This is a genomic window from Enterococcus pernyi (assembly GCF_045371165.1).
In the GTDB taxonomy this organism is placed as follows: domain Bacteria; phylum Bacillota; class Bacilli; order Lactobacillales; family Enterococcaceae; genus Enterococcus_B; species Enterococcus_B pernyi.
In genome coordinates, this window is record NZ_JBIQDM010000001.1 from 164,340 (window position 1) to 189,461 (window position 25,122).

General features: G+C 38.7%; 24 protein-coding genes and 2 pseudogenes. 17 read left to right on the forward strand and 9 right to left on the reverse strand.

From position 1 onward, the window contains the following. The first annotated feature begins 2 nt into the window (after window positions 1–2). Window positions 3–956, forward strand: coding sequence for a siderophore ABC transporter substrate-binding protein (locus ACH0AK_RS00855; protein ID WP_010734418.1), 954 nt, complete (start codon window positions 3–5; stop codon window positions 954–956). Between the two features lie 186 nt (window positions 957–1,142). Here ACH0AK_RS00855 and ACH0AK_RS00860 read toward each other — a convergent pair whose 3' ends face one another. Continuing rightward, window positions 1,143–1,265, reverse strand: a complete 123-nt coding sequence (locus tag ACH0AK_RS00860) for a hypothetical protein (protein ID WP_010734417.1) — start codon at window positions 1,263–1,265, stop codon at window positions 1,143–1,145. Window positions 1,266–1,332: 67 nt separating this feature from the next. After that, on the reverse strand, window positions 1,333–1,629 hold the full coding sequence (locus ACH0AK_RS00865; protein WP_010734416.1) for a hypothetical protein: 297 nt from the start codon (window positions 1,627–1,629) through the stop codon (window positions 1,333–1,335). A 219-nt stretch (window positions 1,630–1,848) separates the two neighbouring features. Here ACH0AK_RS00865 and ACH0AK_RS00870 point away from each other — a divergent pair, with 219 nt between their 5' ends. The 3 genes from ACH0AK_RS00870 to ACH0AK_RS00880 are packed head-to-tail and all read left to right on the forward strand — an operon-like array spanning window position 1,849 to window position 3,749. Then, window positions 1,849–2,427: a GNAT family N-acetyltransferase gene (locus tag ACH0AK_RS00870; protein ID WP_010734415.1), complete on the forward strand. Its 579-nt coding sequence runs from the start codon at window positions 1,849–1,851 to the stop codon at window positions 2,425–2,427. A gap of 47 nt (window positions 2,428–2,474) precedes the next feature. After that, window positions 2,475–2,834 (forward strand): iron-sulfur cluster biosynthesis family protein, encoded by a 360-nt coding sequence (locus ACH0AK_RS00875; protein ID WP_010734414.1) that lies wholly within the window; start codon window positions 2,475–2,477, stop codon window positions 2,832–2,834. An 18-nt stretch (window positions 2,835–2,852) separates the two neighbouring features. After that, window positions 2,853–3,749, forward strand: coding sequence for a metallophosphoesterase (locus tag ACH0AK_RS00880; protein WP_023518919.1), 897 nt, complete (start codon window positions 2,853–2,855; stop codon window positions 3,747–3,749). A gap of 619 nt (window positions 3,750–4,368) precedes the next feature. Here the strand turns inward: ACH0AK_RS00880 and ACH0AK_RS00885 are convergent. Continuing rightward, window positions 4,369–5,103, reverse strand: coding sequence for an MIP/aquaporin family protein (locus ACH0AK_RS00885; protein WP_010734412.1), 735 nt, complete (start codon window positions 5,101–5,103; stop codon window positions 4,369–4,371). 433 nt (window positions 5,104–5,536) lie between these two features. Here ACH0AK_RS00885 and ACH0AK_RS00890 point away from each other — a divergent pair, with 433 nt between their 5' ends. The 4 genes from ACH0AK_RS00890 to ACH0AK_RS00905 are packed head-to-tail and all read left to right on the forward strand — an operon-like array spanning window position 5,537 to window position 8,711. Continuing rightward, the gene (locus tag ACH0AK_RS00890; protein WP_023518920.1) at window positions 5,537–7,066 is read left to right on the forward strand and encodes a helix-turn-helix domain-containing protein; all 1,530 of its coding nucleotides are present in this window, start codon (window positions 5,537–5,539) and stop codon (window positions 7,064–7,066) included. Continuing rightward, window positions 7,056–7,277: a DUF2829 domain-containing protein gene (locus ACH0AK_RS00895; protein ID WP_010734410.1), complete on the forward strand. Its 222-nt coding sequence runs from the start codon at window positions 7,056–7,058 to the stop codon at window positions 7,275–7,277. Before ACH0AK_RS00890 ends, ACH0AK_RS00895 begins: the two co-directional genes overlap by 11 nt. Beyond that, a complete protein-coding gene (locus ACH0AK_RS00900; protein WP_153829974.1) occupies window positions 7,274–8,035 on the forward strand; it encodes a 3-oxoacyl-ACP reductase in 762 nt (253 codons plus the stop codon). The genes ACH0AK_RS00895 and ACH0AK_RS00900 overlap by 4 nt, the downstream gene beginning before the upstream one ends. Window positions 8,036–8,063: 28 nt before the next feature. Beyond that, window positions 8,064–8,711, forward strand: coding sequence for a DUF998 domain-containing protein (locus tag ACH0AK_RS00905; protein WP_096081307.1), 648 nt, complete (start codon window positions 8,064–8,066; stop codon window positions 8,709–8,711). Between the two features lie 119 nt (window positions 8,712–8,830). On the opposite strand, the gene ACH0AK_RS00910 is transcribed toward ACH0AK_RS00905, so the two are convergent. Further along, window positions 8,831–9,373: a biotin transporter BioY gene (locus ACH0AK_RS00910; protein ID WP_010734407.1), complete on the reverse strand. Its 543-nt coding sequence runs from the start codon at window positions 9,371–9,373 to the stop codon at window positions 8,831–8,833. 997 nt (window positions 9,374–10,370) lie between these two features. Further along, window positions 10,371–10,982: a 30S ribosomal protein S4 gene (gene rpsD / locus ACH0AK_RS00915; RefSeq protein ID WP_010734406.1), complete on the reverse strand. Its 612-nt coding sequence runs from the start codon at window positions 10,980–10,982 to the stop codon at window positions 10,371–10,373. A gap of 323 nt (window positions 10,983–11,305) precedes the next feature. Between rpsD and ACH0AK_RS00920 the strand changes: the two genes are divergently transcribed. The 9 genes and pseudogenes from ACH0AK_RS00920 to ACH0AK_RS00960 all read left to right on the forward strand — a co-directional run bounded on the left by ACH0AK_RS00920 (window position 11,306) and on the right by ACH0AK_RS00960 (window position 21,572). Next, on the forward strand, window positions 11,306–12,103 hold the full coding sequence (locus ACH0AK_RS00920; RefSeq protein ID WP_010734405.1) for a formate/nitrite transporter family protein: 798 nt from the start codon (window positions 11,306–11,308) through the stop codon (window positions 12,101–12,103). 33 nt (window positions 12,104–12,136) lie between these two features. After that, the gene (locus ACH0AK_RS00925) at window positions 12,137–12,769 is read left to right on the forward strand and encodes a DNA alkylation repair protein (RefSeq protein ID WP_010734404.1); all 633 of its coding nucleotides are present in this window, start codon (window positions 12,137–12,139) and stop codon (window positions 12,767–12,769) included. Window positions 12,770–12,783: 14 nt separating this feature from the next. Further along, entirely contained in the window at window positions 12,784–13,557 is a 774-nt protein-coding gene (locus ACH0AK_RS00930; RefSeq protein ID WP_023518924.1) for an HAD family hydrolase, read from the forward strand. Window positions 13,558–13,945: 388 nt separating this feature from the next. Next, window positions 13,946–14,743, forward strand: coding sequence for a TIGR00282 family metallophosphoesterase (locus ACH0AK_RS00935; protein ID WP_023518925.1), 798 nt, complete (start codon window positions 13,946–13,948; stop codon window positions 14,741–14,743). A gap of 15 nt (window positions 14,744–14,758) precedes the next feature. Then, window positions 14,759–15,133: a YlbF family regulator gene (locus ACH0AK_RS00940; protein WP_023518926.1), complete on the forward strand. Its 375-nt coding sequence runs from the start codon at window positions 14,759–14,761 to the stop codon at window positions 15,131–15,133. 13 nt (window positions 15,134–15,146) lie between these two features. Continuing rightward, on the forward strand, window positions 15,147–17,735 hold the full coding sequence (mutS, locus tag ACH0AK_RS00945; RefSeq protein ID WP_409335022.1) for a DNA mismatch repair protein MutS: 2,589 nt from the start codon (window positions 15,147–15,149) through the stop codon (window positions 17,733–17,735). 17 nt (window positions 17,736–17,752) lie between these two features. Further along, window positions 17,753–19,861: a DNA mismatch repair endonuclease MutL gene (gene mutL / locus ACH0AK_RS00950; protein WP_023518928.1), complete on the forward strand. Its 2,109-nt coding sequence runs from the start codon at window positions 17,753–17,755 to the stop codon at window positions 19,859–19,861. Window positions 19,862–19,889: 28 nt separating this feature from the next. Then, a pseudogene (locus ACH0AK_RS00955) lies at window positions 19,890–20,453 on the forward strand (Maf family protein). 174 nt (window positions 20,454–20,627) lie between these two features. Further along, window positions 20,628–21,572 carry a tocopherol cyclase family protein gene (locus ACH0AK_RS00960; RefSeq protein ID WP_010734396.1) on the forward strand — a complete coding sequence of 315 codons (945 nt, stop codon included), beginning with the start codon at window positions 20,628–20,630 and terminating at the stop codon, window positions 21,570–21,572. Between the two features lie 123 nt (window positions 21,573–21,695). On the opposite strand, the gene msrB is transcribed toward ACH0AK_RS00960, so the two are convergent. The 4 genes and pseudogenes from msrB to ACH0AK_RS00980 all read right to left on the reverse strand — a co-directional run. Then, window positions 21,696–22,142 (reverse strand): peptide-methionine (R)-S-oxide reductase MsrB, encoded by a 447-nt coding sequence (msrB, locus tag ACH0AK_RS00965; RefSeq protein WP_010734395.1) that lies wholly within the window; start codon window positions 22,140–22,142, stop codon window positions 21,696–21,698. Between the two features lie 509 nt (window positions 22,143–22,651). Continuing rightward, complete coding sequence (gene treR, locus ACH0AK_RS00970) at window positions 22,652–23,365, reverse strand: trehalose operon repressor (RefSeq protein ID WP_010734394.1); 714 nt, start codon at window positions 23,363–23,365, stop codon at window positions 22,652–22,654. A 184-nt stretch (window positions 23,366–23,549) separates the two neighbouring features. Continuing rightward, on the reverse strand, window positions 23,550–24,794 hold the full coding sequence (locus tag ACH0AK_RS00975; protein ID WP_194179624.1) for an RNA-guided endonuclease InsQ/TnpB family protein: 1,245 nt from the start codon (window positions 24,792–24,794) through the stop codon (window positions 23,550–23,552). Then, window positions 24,775–25,086 (reverse strand): annotated as a pseudogene (locus ACH0AK_RS00980) (recombinase family protein); the annotation flags it as partial. The pseudogene ACH0AK_RS00980 and the gene ACH0AK_RS00975, both read right to left, overlap by 20 nt. Window positions 25,087–25,122: the final 36 nt, after the last annotated feature.

The window sequence follows — 25,122 nt, forward strand, 5'->3', positions numbered from 1 at the left end:
AAATGAAGAAAATAGTTTTAGGATTTTTAGTCATAGCATCATTAGGATTAGCAGCATGTGGAAATAACGAAGCACAAACGAGTGAAACAAAAGCATCAAGTACTGTCACAACGGATACAATGTTGACAGTCAAAGATAGCAATGGTGAGTCTGTAGAAGTGCAACAAAACCCTGAGAAAGTTGTAGTGTTCGACAATGGATCATTAGATACGCTTGATGCATTAGGTGTTGGAGACAAAGTCATAGGAGCGGCAACTAAAAATTTACCTGCTTACTTAGAAAAATATCAAGAAGTTGAATCTGCTGGAGGAATCAAAGAACCAGATTTGGAAAAAATCAATGAGATGCAACCAGATTTGATTATTATTTCCGGTCGTCAAAGTGATTATCAGGAACAGTTGAGCCAAATTGCCCCAACACTATATTTAGCAATGGATGCAGAAAAGCCATGGGAATCGATGCAAGAAAATGTGACAACATTGGCAAAGATTTTTGATAAAGAAAAAGAAGCAGAAGAAAAATTAACAGATTTAACGAAACAAATCGATGAAGTGAAAGAGAAAGCCAGCGCGCTTGATCAAACAGCTTTAGTTACTTTAGTGAATGAAGGGCAACTTTCAGCATATGGTTCAGGTTCACGTTTCGGACTCGTTCATGATTTATTTGGCTTTAAACAAGCCGATGATCAAATCGAGGCGTCTACACATGGTCAAAGTGTTTCTTATGAATATGTTTTAGAGAAGAATCCAGGGATTTTATTTGTGATTGATCGTACCAAAGCAATTGGTGGAGATACAAGCAACGATAACGTAGCTGCCAATGAATTAGTGGCACAAACAGATGCCGGTAAAAATGATCAAGTAATTTCATTGCAACCAGATGTATGGTATTTGAGTGGTGGTGGACTTGAATCAATGAACTTGATGATTGAAGATGTCAATCAAGCGCTAAAATAATTTTTCAATGAATAACTAAGAAAATGAGCCTGGTACATCAGTCATCTTGCATCCTACAACTGAATAAACGGTGTTCCAGAAGTAGCACCTTCAAAAAATAAGCCGAGAAACCCAAAATTTGAAAAACAATTTTCGGGTTTCTCGGCTTATTTCTCGGAGCTAGGCACTTCTATCACAACCTCTGATTCAATGGGTGATTGTTTGATCGTTAGGAAAATCTAGTGTAAGGGTAAATTCATTATCGACTTCATAAGGATCGATTCGTGGGGTTGTATCATGGAAAAAGTGAGCAAGCCATTGTCGGAACATAAGATCGCCTCCTTTGATTTGATTAAAGGATACAAGGCGAACCTTAGAGAAAGCTTAAAGCATAGAATCAAGCATGTGTTTCGGCTAATGCTTGATAATTGACGATCTTGACTTGACGATAAAAGTCAGCTGGCAGTTTTGACCAACGTTTCAAAAGTTGATAAAAATAACTATCTTCCGCTTTGATTTTGTACTCACTTAAAATCAATCCGAAGTAGTTTGGTTTTTTCTTTGCTAATTTGTGATAGATCGACAATGCTTTTTCTTTGTCTTCATCAACAAATAGTGTTTTGACTTCAATATAAGATCCTTCAATGTTCTGCGTTTCTTCAATAAAGTAAATGCTTTTTATATACTCTGTCATAAGTAAGACCTCCAGCGCTTGTTTAGTTGTTAAGATAACAATAGCTAAAATTTGTTAATAAATCGTGAACAAATAATTATTCTTTTTCAGCAATTGTTTAAGTTTTTTCGCTTATCTATAGTTAATCTGTTATTTTAAGGAGATATTAAGTTTTGTCTTGCTTCTTTCCGTGAATTTCGATACAGTAATTTAAACTAAAGAAAAAAGTAGGGGATGCACATGGAATTATTGATCAATCGAAACTTAGTGTTTGCAGAAAATCGTGTCATAGAAACGGAACGTCTGATTTTAAGACCAATCACATTGGAAGACGTAGAAGATATATTTGAATATGCCCATGATGTAGAAACGACCCGCTTTGTTTTCCCTCGACATCAGTCGATCGAAGATACAAAAATCAGTGTTGCGAATTTTTTTATGGCATCACCGCTTGGAAAATATGCTATTGAATGGAAAGAAAACCGCAAGATGATTGGTACGATCGATTTGCGGATACAAGAAGGCGATGATACGGCTGAATTAGGTTACGCTTTAAATAAAAAGTATTGGGGAAAAGGAATCATGCCGGAAGCTGGAAAAGCGCTTCTGAAATTGGGCTTTGAAAAAATGGATCTCGTAAGGATCTTTGCTTATCATAATACGAAAAATAGTAAATCGGGACGAGTGATGGACAAGTTAGGAATGAGAGAAGAAGCTGTGATTCCTGATGCAAAACGAGAAAAAGGAGAAATTATTTCAATCGTTCTTAAAGGAATTACCAAAAAAGCTTGGTTGGAAGGTCACCCAAAAACAAGTTAGTTGCAACTTCGTACAAAAATCATTAAGCTAAAATTGAGGTGATTAAGATGGAATTTATCGTATCAAAAGAAGCGGAAGAACTGCTTCGTGGAAAAGTGAATGACAATGAACAATTATTGCTAGATGTAGAAGACGGAGATGGACCATTTGCGAATAGCCGGATCACTTGCCAAATCGATACTTCTTTTCGTCTGATTATTGTAGAAAAAGAAACATCGGCAGATCTAAGCTTATATTCTGAAGTAGTCGATACCCAAATGGGACCAATCAAAATCAAGAAAAGCGCACTCGTTTATTTGGATAATCCGACGACGTTAGCAGTAGAACCAACTTACAAGAGTCTGCAACTGAAAGGACCAGGAGGAATTATCAAAAATAACCTCCAAATCGTCACATCAACTATCTAAGATTTAGAAGGAAAAAGAATGGGAAATTTAGCGATCATCAGTGACTTACATGTGGACATCAATCAATTTGGCGAAGCTGAATTAATGCTCTTATGGGAAGTCTTACAACAAAAAAAGATTACTCGGCTTCATTTGGCTGGGGATACCGCCAATAAAGTCGATCGTTGTGTCGCAGTCGCTGAATTTTTTGCAGAGCGACTACCAACGACTTTCCATTTTGGCAATCATGAGTTAGCCGATGTTACTGGCGAAGCAATGATCAGTCATTTTCCAGACGTCCATTTTTTGAATGAGCGCTATATTCCATTAAATGAGAAAACCGTGTTATTAGGCATCAACGGTTGGTATGATTACCAATTCTCAGAAGAAAAAGACGTGAAGAAAATCGTTCGGATGAAGCGTTTGTACTGGTATGACCGCTTGATTGAGCGAGATGGAACGGATCTAGAAGTGAATGATCGAGTAGTAGAAGCAACACGATCATTATTGGATACGCTACACAAAAAGAAAATGAATGTGATCTTATCAACACATTTTGTCCCAAAACAAGAATTCATTGTTTACCAAAACGCGCCTTATGAACGTTGGAACCAACTCAATGCGTTCTTAGGTTCAGCTTCATTTGGAAAACTACTCGATCAATACGATAATCTTCAACAAGTCGTCTTTGGGCATACACATCGACGGTTTGAGGATAAAGTACTCCAAGGAACGACGTATAGTTGTCGGCCGTTTGGCTATTATTACGAATGGCAATTGACACGAGATTTTATCGATGAATATCAATTGATTGATCGTTACAATCCAATGAAATTACGCGTATTATTACGAACGCATCGTCCAGAATTTAAAGAATACCAGTTACAACATTTAAAAAAAGAGTTTGAACAAGCAGTAACAGTGATTGCTTACTGAAAATTTGAAGACCACCAAGTATCGATTTAGATGACACTTGGTGGTTTTTCATATATTTTTTGGTTTTACTTCATCGATCGTGTAATCTAGCGTTACATCAGATAATAAGCTGCCAACTTCTTTTTTCAATTCACTTGTCTAAATGGATTCTTAATCGTTTTTTTGTCTTACTTGTGTCCATAATGATTAAATTCTCTCTTTGATGTACAAACTACGACCCTATCCTACCCTTATTTAGGGGGATATACGATAAGAATATTCTTTGTTACTCTATAGTAGAAACTGCTCCGAAGCGAATGGTTATACACTTCGGTTTTTTGTATTGATTTATCTAACCGAGATTTTATTCTTATTTTTGATAAAGATAAAACTTATCATGCCAATCACGAAGAGTACCAAGCCAAAAAGTAAAGTATGAGTGATGCCGATTGGCTAAGGTGCCACCTGTCCTTGATTAAAAAAAAGTATTGAAGATATCCGATAAACAAAGAAACTGGCATCAAGATGATTTAAAGGATATTAAGCCAATCAGAGGATGATTTTAGTTTTGAAATCAATAAAAAACGGAAATCTAAGGAATTGCTTCCAAAGATTTCCGTTTTTATAGTACTCATTAATTTTATGCCATAAATAATGCTTTGTAGACAAATACTGCTACAACACCGGCACAAATTGGTGCAATAACTGGAACCCAAGCGTAATCCCATTGTGAAGAACCTTTATGTTTCAATGGTAACAACGCATGAACCAAACGAGGTGCAAAGTCACGTGCTGGGTTCAATCCAGGGCCTGTAGGACCACCTAGTGAAGCGACCAATGTCCAAACTAAGAAACCAAGAGCTAAGTGAGCTGTTCCTAAGTTATCTTGGAAGAAAGGTGCTTTTGTGATACCTAACGCGCCAAAGAATAAAACGAATGAACCGAAGAATTCGTTGACGAAACCATTGAATTTAGAACCAACACTGTTGATAGTTGAGAAAGTTCCTAAGACATGGTTTACATCTTCAGTTTGATCATAGTAAGGTTTATAACAAGCGACCACGATCAATTGTCCAAGAGCTGCTCCAAGTAATTGTGCAACGATATAAGGCACGACTTCTGCCCAAGGGAATAAACCATTAGAGGCTAAAGCGATCGTAAATGCCGGATTGATATGATTTCCGCTAATGCCACCAAAAATCATTGCTGGCATCATCACACCAAAACCATAACCAACAGCAATCAGCATCCAGTCACTGCCATATCCTTTTGTTCCTTTTAAATCTACGTTTGCGACAGCACCATTACCTAAAACGATCAATAATGCTGTACCAAGTAGTTCCGCCGCTAGACGGGTCATAAGTGAATAATCCATAATACCCTCCATTAATTTATTGAAATATAAAAAAGAAACAACAACACAGCGGGTGAAGTGTTCCGTAAGAGGTGTACTTCTGTTGTCGTGATAAGTGCAAAATAAAAAACGACTTCTTTATAGAAAGAAATCCGAGCAACAGTCGACACATTGATAAAACCCTATGACACAAAACACCAACCCTAACTATAAATATATCAAAAATAAATAGTGAATTTTATCAAATATTGTTGCTATCAACAAACATTTTTTGAAAATTTCAGAAAAAATGAAACTGAAATGGAACGAATAATCGCACTATGCACGATGAGTGAATCGTCTACAAAAAGAAGGGGATTACTGTAATTGAATGCCTCCTTAGCTTGTCTGTTTTGGTGTTTCAATAAGGATTATATGCTACAATGAGGAAAATAGTCGATAAGGGGTGAAGTCGTTGTATTTGTCTTCTGAGTACTTAAAACGTTTTGACAAAGACTTATATTACAAGGTGCTCTTACTCGAAAGCTTTGAGGATCAGGTAGGGCACACAGCGGCACAACTTGCACAAAAGGTTCAACTAGACGCACGAAGTGTAACCAGATATTTAGTTGAATTGATCAAAAATTATCAATTATTCAGTGGAAAAGAGCAATCTTTATTTACGAAGAATCATCGATCGGGTTATCATTTCTATGATTCTCTGGATCCTATTGAACGTGAACGCTTTTTGATTTACCTCGTGCAAAGTACGCTTAAATACCAGCTATTGCACGACATTTTTTTTGAAGAATTTCATACGCTCTATCAATTCTCACAAAAGCATTATATTAGTGAGTCAACTGCTCATCGGAAAATCAATGATTGGAAAGAACAATTTTCGAGGTATGGTATCCAACTCAAAAGAGGAAGCTATATTGCGTGTGGGGAAGAAGAAATCATTCGATTATACCTACATATGACTTTTTGGCAGTTATTTCGTGGTAAAGTTTGGCCCTTCGAAACTATTCCACAACAGGACGTCAAACAAATTGCTGACCAGATTTTACAGTTTTTTGATGTTCGGTTGAATGAGATCAAGAAACGGCGATTAGAGTATATGTTAGGTGCATTTTTCTTACGTAAATCACAAAAACATTTCGTGGTTTTAAATAATAAAAAACGACAGTTGATTGAAAAAAATCCACTCTTTGAAGCATTCAGTCAGTGGATGGCGCCTTTTTTTCCAAACTATTTCCAAGGGAAAGAAGAATTAGGTGCACTATTTCTAGTGCTGATGACCAGAGAAGAATACTATCAATCGTCAGGAATCCGTAAGCAGATTTTTGCTTTTCACCGAAAACAACAAACCGCTCCTTTTATAGCTCTATTAGAAATGAAGAATGCGTTAGCAGCATACTGTGAAGAAAAGCAGTTGACCGAGGAATCATTCACCAAAGAAGCAGAGAACTATTTGCTAAGTAGTCATCTGTTCGCGTACTTATTTCCTCATGCGAAGGAAATGGTTGATGGGGAAGGTAGCAATTTTTCTAGACACTTCGTTAGTGAAAATGAGTCATTGAAACAATGGTTGCTGAATTTTTTCAATCGTGCAACACAACGTGCAGACGAGTGGGTCTATGAGAATGCGACTTTCTTGATGCGAAGGTATCTAACCGTGTTAAAAACGATGCGTGTTTTTGATCGACAATTACCAAAAGTCACTATTTTACTGATGACAGACTTTCCTCTTTTTGAAGAAGAATTACTAAAAGAAAACCTAAGGTACTTTTTCAGAGAGGAGTATCAGTTGTACTTTTTACCAGCGGATTATCGAGGAAGAGAGGTCGATCTATTACTATCCACAAGCAAGATCCATCGCAAACCTTGGGCGGATCTAGACTATTTCATCGTCACAGATGAACTTGAACTCTCGGATTATATCCGTTTATTTGATAAAATCAAAGAAATCCAAATAAAGAAAGAGAGAAAAAATCATGACATTTGAAGAAGTATTGCCACAGTTAAAAACAGGTGCAAAGGTTATTAGAAAAGGTTGGAGTGGATTTGAATTATATGTTGTTCTAGTATCCGATGATGAATTTGATGGTTGTCCAGTAACGCCTTATTTTCTGATCAAAACGAGCGACGAAGGATTTTCTAGCTTTGCGCCAACCGTTTGCGATATTCTAGCAGAAGATTGGATGATCGTTGAATGACGAATCATTATCCGGACTTAGCGAGTCAAGTCGTCTTTGTGACAGGTGCCGCTCAAGGAATCGGTGCTGCACAAGCAGAAGCTTTTTTAAATCAAGGAGCGAAAGTATTTGGTGTGGATTTGAAATTAGGTAAGATGGAAGAACTAGCCATAAAATATCCTACGCATTTTATCTCATTTCTCGGTGATATTTCACAAAAAGAAGTGATTGAACAAGCGGTCACTACGTGTCATGAAAAAGTCGGCGATATTTCAATCTTATTGAATACCGCAGGGATTCTTGATGGCTACAAGCCTTTATTAGACACAGACGAAACACTTTGGGATCGGATCTATGAGGTCAACGTAAGAAGTCTCTTTCGATTAACAAAACAAGTGTTGCCTGATATGCTCGAACAGCAAACGGGAACGATCATCAATATGGCCTCCATTGCAGGTATGGTGGCTGGCGGTGGTGGGATCGCGTATACGAGTGCCAAACATGCCATTATTGGGTTCACAAAGCAATTAGCCCTTGATTATGCTGCGCAAGGGATCCGTGTAAAAGCCATCGCACCAGGCGCCATCCAAACACCGATGAATGCAGCTGATTTTGCAGGTGACGGAGAGATGGCCAAATGGGTCGCAGAAGAAACGCCTGTTAAGCGTTGGGCACAGCCGGAAGAAGTGGCAGAATTGACGTTATTTCTTGCGACGCCTCAAGCGAGTTATATCCATGGAGCAATCGTTCCAATCGATGGTGGATGGTTGCTTAAATAGCTGAAAGAAGAATAAGTGGGGGAAACGTATGAAAGTGATCGATTGGTTGATGCCTCTTGGAATGGTTAGTGTAGTTGCTTATTTTGTACATGTGTTTCTTGGGCAATACCTTTGGGAATCATATGATCCAATCACGACAGACATCAGTTCTTTAACCGCCGTTGGTGCGCCAAATGCGAATTTATTGAATATGATCCTGCTTATCTATGGTATAGGCTTTTTACTGTTTGTCATTGGAATGGTCGTGAACGCCTTTGAAAAGTATCATGGGATGACTCGGATCGGTTATCTGATTTTTCTTGTGATGGCAAGCACTACAGTGGTAGGCTATAAACTATTTCCATTGACAGGCGATAAGGCGGATATGAATTCCCAAAATACGATGCATATTGTTGTGACGATCATTGTCGTATTTACTACTATATCGTCTTTATTCCTTATTGGATTTGGTTATCTTAAACAAGAAAAACTACGTACGTTAGGAAAAATATGTATTGCTACCGCCATATTGATCACTTTTTTTGGCGCATTGAATCCAATTGGAATGGCACAAGGATGGAATATTTTAGGGTTGACGGAGCGAATGGTGATCTTCCCACTGCAAGCCTTTGTTTTCTTTCTGTCCTTCATCTATACGACGAATAATAAGCTGATAGTGAAAAATGAAATGGTATAACTGGATGATTATAGAAGTGTCTGGCTATGAGAATAAGCGATATCCGCCAAAAAATAGTTGCTCTATTTAGCGGATATCGCTTATTTTTAAAGTTTTTCTTTTTTTATCCTATTAATTTTTTAAACTAATTTTTGAATGTTGAATCGTAATCTTTTTCTTAAAGTAGTGCCAACATAAGCTGCTCCCGTACTTTTGAGCAACTCTGGTAACAAGAAGGGGAAGAACCCACTCAATAGAGCAGTTTGAATAGACAAATGACTACTAAACGATAACCAAAGAGTTCCTACAGATAAAGCAAGAAGAGAGCCAAATAGATTGGCACACCAAGCATGGAAAAAGCGAGAATTAGTCTTCTCAATCCACCAACCAATTACGAAAGACTGAAGAATAAAACCAAAAAGGTAGCCACCAGATGGTCCGAATAAGATGCCCATTCCCCCAGTCATGCCAGAAAAGACGGGAAGTCCGATCAAGCCTAATAAGAGGTACATACAAACTGCGAGAGTACCAGCACGTTTCCCAAGAAACGTGGCGGTCAAGCCAATCGCAAAAGTCTGACCAGTAAGTGGAATCAATCCTAATGGAATAACAAATTGTGAGAGAACTGCAATGATTGCAGCAAATTCGGCAACGAGTATAAGTTCTTTTAATGATTTTGTCATCCGTTCTCCTTTCGTTAACCTTATTTATTTTTGTAGTTAACGAAATTATAGAGGAAGAGAAAATAAATGTAAAGTCTCTTTATGATATATTTTGAAAAAGCACATAAGAAGTAAGAGTACAAAAATATTTCCAAATGTGAGAAAAAGTATGAATAGCAAGTGTTTTGATACGTGATATAATTTTTATATAACATAATCAACTATATTTTGGCACATAGAAAAATGAGGATGATCATTCATGATCTTTCTACAGATAGGTGCCCAACCTAGTCAATGAACTGGTTTGTTGGTTGAAACGGCCAGTGAACATTCATCGATTTGCCATGGGTAACAAAAAGCTGTTTGACGAATGAATGTGCCAATAATCAGCAACTGTGAAAGTGACAAGTTAACATGTCTATCCACCATTGATAAAGGGAGAAATTAAGCAGTTGCTTGCTTAAAGGAGACATTTCATTGGAAAAACAATGATGCGAGACAGTTTATGAAATTTGAAGCATCACACTGTAGAGGACATGTTCTTTTCCTCGTCTAAATCAAGTGGGAAGTGGCAGTTAAAAGCTGTATCTTCAGAGAACAATTGAGAATATCAAAAACTTCGCTGTTTTATCACCCAAGTAGCGAATACAAATTGATTTCTCTTGCTATTGTTCGAGTCATGGATGCACCTGAACCTGCTAAAGCCAACATAAAAAGATAACACTCGACTCAACGAAATACGTACGTTGTTTTGAGGTCTATCTTTTTATGTGTGTCCGAGCGAAGAAAAGACACGGGGACATTATTTCTTATTACTTGGAGCTAATCGGATTTTTTGCAACCTTGATAAACGGTGTTCAAAAAGCAACACTTCGGACATAAGCCAAAAAAATCAAAAATGAAACAGCCATTTTCGATTTTTCTGGCTTATGCCTTAGTGTTGAGCGCTTCTTTCGCAACCTAAAAAAAACCAGCTATCCAAAAGATAGCCGGTTTTTTTGTACCAAAGTTTTTTGAATTATAGGCTTTGGTTGTAGTATTCAACGACAAGTGCTTCGTCGATTTCTGGGTACAATTCGTCACGTTCTGGTAAACGAGTCAATGAACCTTCTAATTTTTCAGCGTCAAAGCTTACGAATGCTGGACGTCCAACAGTTGCTTCAACTGCTTCTTTTACAGTTGAGATGTTTTGTGATTTTTCACGAACTGAAATCACTTGACCAACTGCAACGTGGTATGAAGGGATATCAACACGTTTGCCATCAACCATGATATGACCATGGTTAACTAATTGACGTGCTTGACGACGAGTAGTTGCAAGACCTAAACGATAAACAACATTGTCTAAACGTTGTTCTAGTAAGATCATGAAGTTAACCCCGTGTTTACCTTCTTTGATTTTGCTTGCTTTAACGAACAAGTTACGGAATTGACGTTCGTTCATACCGTACATATGACGTAATTTTTGTTTTTCAGTTAATTGCATACCGTATTCTGATTGTTTGCCACGGCTGTTTGGTCCATGTTGACCTGGAGCGTAAGGGCGACGTGCTAATTCTTTTCCTGTGCCAGATAATGAAATACCTAGGCGACGAGAAATTTTCCATGATGGTCCTGTATAACGAGACATTAAAATTTCCTCCAATAGATAACTATATTTTTTGGAGTAAAATAATCCGTTAAAAAATTCATAATCGTATAGTTTGTTCTTCAATCTTCACCTTTGCAGCCGCGGTTACACAATTGAACCCGAAGCGGGGCAACAAACTAGGGACGAGTTATTATTTTTCTGCTGCATTATTTTACACGAACTACAGTATAAGCGATATGACCTATCAATGTCAAGAGAATAAGTAGCAAAAAAGCTTTACAAACCCCAGTTCTGTCTATAGAATAAGAGGGTATATGCCAAAAGCATGAAAATAATTGAACAAATCTTAAAGGAGAAAAGAGATGAACCCAGTATCACCGTTGTTTGAAAAGATTGAGGCATCAATCGAAAAGAAAGTTGATTTGATCGGAAATAGTTACGCCCGGTATGCCGTGCGTGCTTTATTAGCCAGTTTGTTCTTGACACTTGGAACTGCTGTTGCTTTTTCGATTGCGATCAAAGGTGAGCATATTGCTCATGGATTTGGAAAGATACTTTATGCGTTTATGTTTAGTTGGTCGTTAGTCATGATTTTATACATGAATGCTGAACTTGGTACCTCAAATATGCTTTATATGTCGGTCGGGGTCCAACGTAAGCGGTTAAAATTAGGTCTAGCTGCAAAAATTCTGTTTACTTGTATTTTATTTAACTTGATTGGTGGGGTATTATTTGGCTTTTTAATTTCCTTGACAACACCATTCCAAGATCTGCCCATGGATAATTATATGTTAGAGTCGATTGCAGTCAAATTGACGAAACCGACAACAACTATTTTGGTGGAGGCAATGTTTGCCAACATTGTAGTAAATACAGCGGTATTGATTAGTATGCGAATGAAAGATGATGCAGGGAAAGTCTTAGCGATTGTTTTCATTATTTTCATTTTTGCTTTTTTAGGCTATGAACACGTTATTGCCAACTTCCCGGCATTTACATTAGCTTATTTTGTTTCAGGTGGGCAGATGGATGCGATGACTGTTGGTAATGTGATCCACAATCTATCCTTTGCGTTGATTGGGAATTACGTTGGTGGTGGTTTAGTCATTGGTTTAGGTTATGCATGGTTGAATCAATCAAAATCATCCTATGTTGACTAGTTCGTTCCTTTAAAAATCGAAGGAGGCCATCCCTTGGAGACAATTGTTTTCCCGAATAATAAAGAAAAAGCTCAGCAGATGGAAGCTTACATGAAGCATCATTTCCGATTTGCAGGAGTTCCTAAGCCAGAAAGAGCGTTACTACAAAAGGCTCTTTTAAAAGAAAGCCAGAAGATACCTATTTCAGACTTACTTTTATTAGTAAAAGATTATTATATGCAGGAAGAACGTGAGTATCAGTATTTAGCGATCGATTTAGTCCAAAAGAACGTCAAACGTCTTTCTTTTGATAACTTAGTATGGTTACTTGAGCTTGTCTCACAGAAGGAATGGTGGGACAGTATCGATTCTTGGCAAAAAGTCTACAGCACGTGGGGAAAACTTCACCAAGAAGTTGAGGCGGTTTTCAAATTATTTGAAGGTCAAGAAGACTTTTGGTTAAGACGAATTGCGATCACCTTGCAACTAGGGTTTAAAGAACAGACAGATGTCGCTCTACTCGAACGAGCGATTGATGCAGATCGTTCAACAAAGGAATTTTTTATTCAAAAGGCTATTGGTTGGGCGTTGCGGGACTATAGCAAAACAAATCCACTTTGGGTAAAAGAACAATTGACAAAAGAATTAAGCAAGCTTGCAACGAGAGAAGCAAGTAAGTATTTATAGAGAGGCGAGATAGAATGACACGCAAATTAATTGCTTTTGATATCGACGGCACGTTGTTAGATTCCAACAAACAGGCGTTGGATAGTACAAGGGAAGCCTTGGAAAAACTACGTAAAGATGGACATTTAGTGACGATTGCTACAGGGCGTAGTCGCTTTCACGCACAAGAAGTTATCCGTGATCTAGCATTTAGCAATTATATTCTATGTAACGGTGCAGCCGGATTTTTGGATCATGAACAAGTCTATAAAAATTTGCTGGATCAAGAACAATTACACAAATTTATTCAAGAAGCACAAGAAAAGGCTATTGATACCGCATTTGTTAGTTTAGATTCAATCAAACGCTTTTCATCTAATCGTATCGATATGATGGAAGATGCGATGCATTCATTTGGTGCACACTTACCAGAATTGGACGAATACTTTGTTGAAAAACAGGATGTGTATCAAGCGTTAGCTTTCTTTGATCACTCTTATGACCAACAATTCAGCGCTTACGATCGTATCCGTTTTGTTCGCTGGCACGAAAATAGTGTCGATGTGGTGCCACACGATGGTTCCAAAGCGGTAACGATCATGAACCTAGCCAATCGAGTAGGGATTGCGCCAGAAGACGTCATCAGTTTTGGTGACGGACAAAATGATCGCGAAATGCTTCGTATGTCTGGCATTGGGGTGGCAATGGGGAATGCCGTACCAGAAGTCCAAGCGGAAGCAAAAATGGTGACAGATACGAATGATCAAGATGGTATTTGGAAGGCATTGAAAGAGTTAGCTTTGATTTAGGTCATAAACATCATACAACAATAATTTTAGTTAAAAAGAGGGCATGCAACAGGATTTTTCTGATGGAATGCCCTCTCTTCTTATGGTTTTTGTATGATACATAAACGATACGCCATCATCGTACACGTCGTTTTGGTTTTGAAATTGCTGTTTTGGTTCATGTTCTTCATAGGTTTAGCCCTGTCTATTGTTTACTTAGTAAAAAGAATTAAAAAATAAATTTTGATCAATTTACATAGTTAGAGAATAAAGTTATAAAAAGCTGATGCTAGTTAGTTCAAAATACCCTTTCTTGATATTCTAGAAAAGAGCTTCTTTTACAACCTCTTTCCTTTCTTTACTAAAACACTTATAATATAAGATACGTTAGAAGAGAAGAGGAAATCGTGTGCGGGTATTGTTTATTGGTGATGTAGTAGGTGCGATGGGTAGAGAAATGATCACAGAATATCTCCCTCGCTTGAAGAAAAAATATCGTCCACAAATGACGATCGTGAATGGTGAGAATGCGGCTTCAGGTCGTGGGATCACAGAGAAAATCTATAAAAAGTTTCTGCAAGATGGCGTAGATGTCGTGACGATGGGGAATCATACGTGGGACAATCGTGATATTTTTGAATTTATCGATGATGCGAAAAAAATGGTTCGTCCAGCAAATTTTCCAGAAGGAACGCCTGGGCAAGGAATCGTTTTTGTCAAAGTCAATCAATTGGAACTGGCGGTCATCAATATGCAAGCTCGTTCATTTATGGTTGATTTAGATGATCCATTTCGTAAAATGACCGAGTTAGTCGAAGAAGCTCGGAAAAGAACACCGATCATTTTTGTTGATTTTCATGGAGAAACGACGAGTGAAAAACAAGCAATGGGCTGGTTTTTAGATGGAAAAGTATCTGCTGTAGTCGGTACACACACGCACGTTCAAACGAACGATGCGCGAATCTTGCCACAAGGAACGGCGTATTTGACGGATGTCGGTATGACGGGTCCATATGATGGAATTTTAGGGATGCGCCGTGAACCAGTGATTGAAAAATTTTTAACGGCTTTACCAAAGCGTTTTGAAGTGGTGGAACAAGGTCGAGGGCTTTTAAGTGGTTGTATCTTGGACATCGACGACCAGACGGGACAGGCAAAAGATATCCAATTGATCCAAATCAACGATGACCGCCCTTACAGAGAATAGAAAGCGAGAGGGAATGTGCAGGACAAAACGACGATCCAATTAGAAGTCGACCAATTGGCGACTCTTTTAAAGAAGAATGAAACGATCACACGTTATCAGGAATTGGAACATAAAGTGAAACATAGTCGTTACTTGAATCAACAAACAGAAGCATTGAAGCAAGCGCAAAAAGATGCCGCACAATATGCGCATTATGGACAAAAAGAAGCAGAAAAAGAAGCGATCAAACGGATCGAAGTCTTGACGCAATCTATCGACGAATATCCTTTAGTGATCGCTTACCGCCGTCAATTGATGGAAGCAAATGAGTTATTGCAACACTTGACTCAAATGATCCAAAATGAAATCAATGAGTATGTAGAGGAGGAGCATAATGCCTCAAAAAACTAAGAACACTCCAATGATGGAACAATATCTAAGCATCAAGGCACAATACCAAGATGCTTTTTTGTTCTATCGTCTCGGAGATTTTTATGAATTATTTTATGAAGATGCTGTCAAAGCAGCACAAATCTTAGAACTGACATTAACTAGTCGAAATCGTAATGCGGATGATCCAATTCCGATGTGTGGGGTACCGCATCATTCTGCACAAGGATATATCGACAGTTTGATCGAAAAAGGATACAAAGTAGCGATTTGTGAACAAGTCGAAGATCCAAAGACGACCAAAGGCATGGTCAAACGAGAAGTCGTGCAATTAGTGACTCCTGGAACAGTGATGGATAGTAAAGGATTATCAGCCAAAGACAACAACTTTCTGACGGCAGTAGTTAATCAAGGTTCCGCTTTTGGGTTTGCTTATGCTGATTTGAGTACAGGTGAATTAAAAACAGCCCGCTTACTTGATGAAGAAGCTGTCTTGAACGAAACTTCCGCGTTACAAACAAAAGAATTGATTCTAGGAACAGAGATCAGTGAAACGTTATATGAACAACTAAGCACAAGACTTGGCTTAGTCTTCTCAAAACAAGAAAGTATAGAAGAAAATGCAGAATTCAATTTTCTAACGAGTGAGTTGACGGATGAATTAGAAAAGGAAGCGACTGGAAAGTTACTTACTTATTTAGCAGTCACCCAAAAAAGAAGTTTGGCACATATCCAAAAAGCGGTCGAATACCAACCAGATCATTTCTTGAAGATGGATTATTATTCTAAATTCAATTTAGAATTAAGCCAGTCGATCCGTACTGGAAAAAAACATGGCACGCTTCTGTGGTTATTAGATGAAACCAAAACAGCAATGGGGGGACGTTTGCTAAAACAATGGCTTGATCGTCCGCTGATCCAATCCCATCAAATCAATGCTCGGCAAGAAATGGTGGCATCGCTGATCAATAGTTATTTTGAACGTCTTGATTTACAGAGTGCGTTGACGAAAGTCTATGATTTAGAACGTTTAGCTGGACGTGTCGCATTTGGTAACGTCAATGGTCGAGATTTGATCCAGTTAAAAACATCATTGCAGCAAGTACCGATGATTCGCGGGTTGATTGAAGGCATCGATCAAGGACAATGGTCAGAGTTATTAACAGATATGCAGCCAATGGATTCATTAGTGGAACTGATCGAACAAGCGATCCAAGAGGATGCACCTTTACAAATCACTGAAGGAAACGTCATCAAAGATGGCTTCAATGAACAGCTAGACACCTATCGTTCTGCGATGAGAAATGGCAAACAGTGGTTAGCAGAATTAGAAGCGCGCGAACGCCAAAGTACAGGGATCAAAAATTTAAAAGTTGGGTTTAATCGAGTGTTTGGTTACTATATTGAAATCACGAAAGCGAATTTGATGAATGCTGAACTGGAAAAATATGAACGTAAACAAACCTTAGCCAATGCAGAACGATTTATCACACCTGAATTAAAAGAATTAGAAACACAGATTCTAGAAGCGGAAGAAAAATCAGTAGATCTAGAATACCAACTCTTTTTAGCTGTTAGAGAAGAAGTGAAAAAAGCAATCCAGCCATTGCAAACCTTAGCAAAATCATTGAGTACTGTAGACGTCTTACAAAGTTTTGCAACGATCAGTGAACGTTATCAATATGTTCGTCCAGAATTAACGAACAAAAAAACATTGGTGATCGAAGAAGGACGTCATCCGGTGGTAGAAAAAGTATTAGGACATCAAGAATACATTCCAAATAGTGTGATCATGTCGGAAGAAGAAATGATCTTGTTGATCACTGGGCCAAATATGTCTGGTAAAAGTACGTATATGCGACAGTTGGCATTGACGGTATTGATGGCACAGATGGGCTGTTTTGTTCCGGCGCAAAAAGCAGTGCTGCCGATTTTTGATCGAATCTTTACTCGAATCGGTGCAAGTGATGATTTGATTGCAGGACAAAGTACCTTTATGGTAGAAATGATGGAAGCCAACCAAGCGTTGCGCCATGCGACACCGAACAGTTTGATTTTATTTGATGAACTCGGTCGAGGAACAGCCACTTACGATGGTATGGCATTAGCACAAGCTATCATTGAGTATATCCATCAACATGTTGAAGCCAAGACATTGTTTTCTACGCACTATCATGAGTTGACAGTGCTTGATACGGAATTGCCGCAATTGAAAAATGTCCATGTTGGTGCAGTCGAAAAAGATGGCGATGTGGTATTTTTACACAAGATGATGGACGGTCCAGCAGATAAAAGCTACGGGATCCATGTAGCTAAGATTGCGGGTCTACCAGATGAATTATTGTCACGTGCCTCTGCGATCTTAGCCTTTTTAGAATCAGGAGAAACGACACACCATGTCTCGGCACTTGAAGCATCTGTCACGAAAAAAAGCGACTATCCAATGACACAAACAACTCAACCAAGCCAGCAGGTCAATGAAGAGAGTCAACAACTATCTTTATTTGGTGAAGCAACGGAAGCTGAAACACAAATCATTGCTGCATTGAAACAGTTGAACCTACTAGAAATGACGCCAATGGATGCGTTGAATAAATTGTACGAACTGCAAAAACAATTATAGGAAGAAGGTGCTGATCGATGGCGAAGATCCAAGAATTATCCGAACGCTTGGCCAATCAAATCGCCGCAGGAGAAGTCGTTGAACGACCTGCTTCTGTGGTGAAAGAACTTGTTGAAAATGCCATTGATGCCCATAGCTCTCAAATCGATATTCTCGTAGAAGAAGCCGGTTTACGAAAAATCCAAATCATCGATAACGGTGAAGGAATCTTAGCAGAAGACGTTGAAAATGCGTTCAAACGTCACGCGACGAGTAAAATCCATAACCGTGATGACTTGTTCCGCATTCGGACATTAGGGTTCCGAGGGGAAGCTCTTCCTAGTATTGCTTCTGTCTCTGAATTGACGATCGAGACAGCCAATCAAGATGAAACACAAGGGACCTATCTTGAATTAAAAGGTGGGGAAGTGTTGACACATCGCCCTGCTCCATTGAGACAAGGTACGAAAATCACAGTGAGCAATTTGTTTTTTAACACGCCTGCACGGTTAAAATACGTCAAGACATTACAAACGGAATTGGCAAATATAGGCGATATCGTCAATCGACTAGCATTGAGCCATCCCGACATCGCTTTTCGCTTAGTCCATGATGGCAACAAGATGTTAGCAACAGCTGGTAACGGAGATTTGAAACAAACGATTGCCGGAATCTATGGTTTGGCGACAGCGAAAAAAATGTTGAAGGTTGAAGCAAAAGATCTAGATTTTGAAGTTTCTGGTTACATTTCTTTACCAGAAGTCACTCGTGCGAGTCGTAATTATCTTTCAACGATCATCAATGGTCGTTTTATCAAGAACTTTTCCTTGAACAAAGCAATCGTGGCAGGTTATGGTTCTAAACTGATGGTTGGTCGTTTTCCAATCGCTGTTTTAGAAGTCAAAATGGACCCGTTGCTTGTCGATGTGAATGTTCATCCAACGAAGCAAGAAGTTCGTCTATCGAAGGAAAAAGAATTGACTGAATTGATTGCACAAGCGATTCAACAAGCACTAAGTCAAGAAAATCTGATTCCTAGTGCAGCAGACAATTTACGTTTCAAGAAAAAAATCGCCGATCAACCTAAAACGGAACAAATCGAAATCGATCTTTCTTATGCGTTTGAGGAACCACCAAAGAAACCCCAAAGTTTAAATTTCGATCGCCAGACAGGTACATTTTACGTTGAAGAAAATCCACAAAAATCAACCTATCCTGTTGATAAGTCTGTGGAAAATGTTGAAAACTCTTCTGTTTTTTCTGAAGATACACTGAATTATCCAGAAAAAGAGGAAAAAACGGTGGATAACTCTGGTGAAAGTGTTGATAACTTTGTAGAAAAACTAGTGGATAACTTTCAACAAAATCATTTATCCACTGTTGATAACTACTCAGTACAAGAAGAACGAACAGCATCAGTAGAAGAGAAAAGCATAGAGGAAGAACCAAGATTTGAGCAAGAAGAAACCAAGTTGCATCCCGAGTTTGACATGAGTCAAGATAGCCGAATGTTGGAGAAAGCAATCAGTAAAGTCGAGCAGGAAGTACCAACACAACGCTTCCCACATCTTGAATATTTTGGCCAAATGCATGGAACCTATTTATTTGCTCAAAGCAATGAAGGCTTATACATCATTGACCAACATGCTGCGCAAGAGCGGATCAAATATGAATATTTCCGTGAAAAAATCGGCGATGTTTCAGATGATTTGCAAGAATTACTCGTGCCTTTTGTTTTAGACTATCCTAATAGTGATGCAATCAAGCTAAAAGAGAAGAAAGAACTATTGGAAGAGGCAGGCATTTATCTGGAAGAATTTGGTCAGAATAGTTTTATCGTGCGAGCGCATCCGACATGGTATCCAAGTGGGGAAGAAGAATCGATCATTCAAGGGATGATCGACATGTTATTGACAACGGGTGAAGTAAGTGTGAAGAAATTCAGAGAAGCCACAGCAATCATGATGAGCTGTAAACGCTCGATCAAAGCGAATCACTACTTGAACGAAGCACAAGCGAGGGTCTTATTAAAAGACTTAGCAAAATGTGAGAATCCATTCAACTGCCCTCATGGTCGTCCGGTATTGATCCACTTTACGAATTCCGACATGGAACGAATGTTTAAACGAATCCAAGATCCGCATTGATCCGCGAGATTCGGAAAGGAAGTTTTTGATGAAAATAGTATTGGCTTCACAGTCGCCTAGAAGAAAAGAATTACTCGGAAGATTAGTGCCAGCATTTTCGATCCAACCGGCAGATATTGATGAAACGCCTAAGCTAAAAGAAGACCCAGTTGCTTATGTCCAACGAATGGCAGCAGAAAAAGCAGCTGCTGTACAAAATAATGAAGAAACGTTAGTCATTGCTAGTGATACTACCGTAGTTCTAGGAAACGAAATCCTTGGTAAACCGGAGGATGATGAAGGGGCAAAACGGATGTTACGCAAATTCAGTGGTACGACACACGACGTCTACACAGCCGTCGTAATAACTGATGGGACTCAAGAAGAGTGCATCCTTTCCCAAGCATCAGTCACTTTTTAGGAATTGACCGATGAAGAGATCGAGCGCTATCTAGCAACTGGCGATCACCGTGATAAAGCTGGGGCGTACGGCATTCAAAGTTACGCAGGGGCTTTCGTAGAGTCGATTTCTGGCGATTACTATAGTATTGTCGGCTTTCCGATTGGCGCAGTCAATCAGGCGTTGAAAAAATGGCCAGATCTTTTGTCCTAAAATCGTGGACAACTGTATCTAGGTGAATAAAATCAAAAACACATGATCCGAGTAGCAAGAAACGAATCATGTGTTTTTTCTGGTTACATTAGTTCATGACCTAGAGTCAAGCGTATCTGCTAGAAGCTATAAAAAAACATGGTAAACTTAATCTAGTTGAAGGGAGTGGACGAAGTGATTACAACGGATAAGTTTTATCATGGTGAAACGAAAAAAGCGCCGTTCTTTGAAGGTTGGTATTTTAAGCATCAAATCGGCGATGAAGTCTACGCATTTATTCCGGGTTACTCCATTGGAGAACAAGGAGAAAAGTGCCCGTTTATCCAAGTGATCAATCATGAGTCTTCGGAAGTCTTTCATTTTGATCGTGAAGTCTTCATGGCAAGCGAAGATCGTTTATTTGTGAAAATCGGTGAGAATACATTTAGTGAGGAAGGAATCACACTAGCTTTACGTAGCCCCTCATTGACGATTGAAGGAACGATTTCTTATGGAGAGTTTACTCCGTTAAAAAGGAGTCGCTATGCCCCGAGTATCATGGGACCTTTCTCTTATTTATCTTTTATGGAATGCTATCACGGAATTTTAAGCATGAAGCATTCGTTAGAAGGAACGTTGAGTTGGAACGGTCAATTGATTGATTTTACAAATGGAATCGGATATTTAGAAAAGGACTGGGGAAGTTCCTTTCCCGCAACCTATTTATGGGTCCAATGCAATCAGTTTAGCGATTCGGATGCTCGCTTTTTCTTTTCCGCAGCAGAGATCCCGTTTTTAGGTTTTCGTTTTTTAGGAATCATTTCGATTTTGCAAGTCGGTGGGGAAGAATATCGCTTATCCACGTATGATGGAGCTAAAATTTCGGAGATTTTCCGTGAAGAGGAGCATCTGATCATTCGAATACAGCAAAAAAATATTGAACTAGAAATGCAAGTGTTAGCAAAAGAAGGGCATGCGTTGATGGCGCCACAACAAGGTCAAATGAGTCGGATCATCCGTGAAAAAGCGAGTACAGAGATGACCTTGATTGTCCGAGAAAACAAGCAAGAAATCTTTCATCAAAAGGGGAAGGCTGCTGGTTTTGAAGAAGTGGGCAATCTCCATGGGCACGAGTATTAAGGATCTTGATCATATAAAAGTTATAGCGCACCTTCAAAAATAAGCCTGAACCTCCAGAAATTAGAACAATTTCCGGAGGTTCAGGCTTATTTTTCGGAGCGATGTGATTTTATCACATTCGACTTATTCGACAATTGATTTATATTCACTGTAACCAGCAGCATCCATTTCTTCATAAGGGATAAACTTCAAGGCAGCAGAGTTGATGCAATAGCGTAAGCCACCTTTATCTGCGGGTCCATCATTAAAAACATGTCCAAGATGGGAGTCGGCTTCATTACTTCTTACTTCGACTCGGTGCATCCCGTGAGAAAAATCCGCTTTTTCTTTGACGTCTTTTCTGCTGATGGGTTGGCTGAAAGCTGGCCAGCCACAGCCTGCATCATATTTCTCTGCAGAACTGAAAAGCGGTTCGCCACTGACAATATCGACATAGATCCCTTTTTCATAAAAATCGTCGTATTCTCCAGTAAATGGACGTTCTGTGGCGTTTTCTTGTGTCACTGCATAAGAAATCGGAGATAATGTTTCTTTTAAGTCCTCTTTGTTTGTGTCGGTTGGTTTACTCATTGATACAGCCCCCTTTGTCTCCTAATCATACTGCCATCTGAAATAGAAGCAAACAATCTGCTTTAAGTAGGGAGGATAGCCTAGCAATTTAGCGGAAATTTAACGAACAGGTTTTACTTGCTACCTAATTACGTTGAGCTACTGGGCTTTTTCACAACCTTGATAAACGGTGTTCGAAAAGCTGACCTTCAACATTAAGCTAAAAAATTTGAAAAATATGAGAAGCTATTTTTCAATTTCCTATCTTACTGTTCAGGTCAGGACGCTTTTCTTACAACCTTGATAAACGGTGTTCAAGAAGCAACACTTCGGTCACAAGCCAAAAAAATCAAAAATGAAACAGCCATTTTCGATTTTTCTGTCTTCTGCCTTAGTGTTAATCGCTTCTTTCACAACCTAGATAAACGGTGTTCGAAAGCCAACTCCTTCAATAGTAAGTCAAAACGTGAAAAAATATGAGAAGCTATTTTCTCACGTTCCGTCTTACTACTCGGAGCTGAACGGCTTTCTCACAACCTTCTTCTTCGTGCAAATTCCACGAACCGGAATTTGTCGAGGCGGTGGATCGATTCAGTGTATTCGAAGCATTCAGTATTTTCTAAATAAACGAGGCCACGGACAATTACGACATAAGGATCGTCATGGAGGTCCATCGACTCTGAAATACTGGCATCGATTGGTTCGACAGTGATTTCTTTTTGGGCATAGGCAATGGAGAGATCTAGCTCATTTTCAAAGTATTCATAAATCGAATTGGCTGCTTGTTCCTTGGTTAAAGTAGGTACGGTTTCTTTTAATAAATAATCCCGATCTAAAATCACGACTTCGCCATTGATTTTTCTTTGGCGGACTAAATGCCAGACAGGTGTATTGACTGCCCAGCCAGTTACTTTGTGTAATTCGTTGTCGACTACAGTTTCTTCAAGTGTTTTTACGATCGTTTCACTCGGGATATGTTGATTTTCTTGGAGTTCCTTATAACTTGTTAGTCCAGCAATCGGGAAATCAAAACGATTTCGGTCTAAAACGATCGATCCTTTTCCTTGTTTCTTTTGAATATATCCTTCTGTCGTCAATAGATTAAGTGCTTTACGAATTGTTTCCCGTGAAACACCATAAATTTTGATCAATTGATTTTCACTGGGTAGTAAAGTATGAGGAGGATACTCTTTGTCTAAGATTTTCTTTTCTAAGTCTAAAAAAATTTCATTGAATTTGTTCATCGTTCCTCTGCTACTCAAAATATAGACAAAAATACCTATATCGAGATTTCTCTACCACTCACGTAGGTAGAATTACTGTTTCACCGAACGCCGCCTCGTCACTTCGACACTACTACGGTTTGTCTCGTTCTCCACAGTCGTTGATTCCCGACTAAGCCATCGGTACATATACAAAGTTGCGTGCTTATGCAATCACATTGTATTCCTTCACATCTTTCAAATTCATGCTTGCGTTATAATCTCTATCTGCTACGTACCCACAGTTCTCACAACGATAGGTACGCTCTGATAGCTTTAAAGCTACTTTCTTATGCCCACATTCATGACATAATTTCGAGCTAGGATAGAATCGATCGGCCAGTCTTAACTCAATAGTAGAGACTTTACATTTGTCTGCTAATTTTTTACGAAAAGCATAGAAAGATTGCTCTCTCACAGCTTTTGAAAGATGCCGGTTTTTCATCATCCCCTTGACATTCAAATCTTCAATTGTGATATAAGCTGGTTTGGTTTTTACTAGCTCTAACACAATTTTATTCACTCTGTCCCTACGGATATCTGTCAACCGTTTATGAAGTTTTTGTACTTTCAAGACTTGTTTTTCAATATTTTTGCGAGTAGCTTCTCCTCTCTTTGATTGTTTTTCGTTGACACGCTTTTTTTCGCTTTCGTATTTCCTCGACAGCTTGCGTTGTTGTCGTTTTAATTGTTTTTCGATTTTACGAATTTTTCCTGATTTATTGATATTTTTATAGGTTTTCCCCGTGGAAAGAATCGCAAAATCTTTTAATCCTAAGTCGATACCCACGCCTTCGGTAGGAGTATCGTTCAGTACTTGAGCGGTACAGTCCTGTTCCACGATGACCGACAGGTAGTACCGGTTTGCTTGTTGGCTGATTGTGCCACTCTTTATGCTATGTTTGTCATCGTGTTTAGGAATATAGCCTTTTTCGTTCAGTTTTACCCAATTCAAAGAGGGAACTTTTATCCGATGACGCTCACAACGGATGATTGTCTTTTTATCGTTCTTCACGAAATACATCGATACATCTTGGTGCTTCTTCTTTTTAAATTTAGGAAAATTAGCTTTTCCTTGAAAAAAATTTCTAAAGGCTTTTTCTGTCTCCATAATCGCGTGTTTCGTTGACTTCGCATAAACAGCTTTGATCCACAGCTTGTCTGGATGGTTGGGAATGTAGTCGTTATTCAACCACTTTGAAAAATCTATACCTGAGACAAATTTCCCACCTGATTTATAGACTTCTTGGTTGTGGTAAATATAAAAGTTCTTTACAAAACGAGCAACACCAATGGTTCGATTAATGATTTTTTTTGTTCTTCTGTTGGAAGAATTTCTGTTTTGTACGCCACTAACATCTTTATCACTTTCAATCTCTTTATTATACTTATCTATCTTTAAATGTGACATAAATGGCGTCTACATTCTTCGCCATTACTTCGTCTAACAACAGATTCCATGTTTTACACTTGTAATTAAGACCACTGCCAATATCCACGATTACATAATCTAAAATTATGCCTTTTACATTTGCATATTTTCTCAAAAACTCAACTTGATTTTTCAAGTCATCTGTTTGTCCGACATTAGACACTCGAGCGTAAGCAATGTGCTTTTTGCCACTTGTATTATCGCCTTTGATGTAAGTTAAATAGTGATCTTCCGTGTAATATTTTCGATTTTTTGGTGTCCGATGTGCGTTTAACGTGCAATCGTTCGTTCTTCGCTTATAAACTAT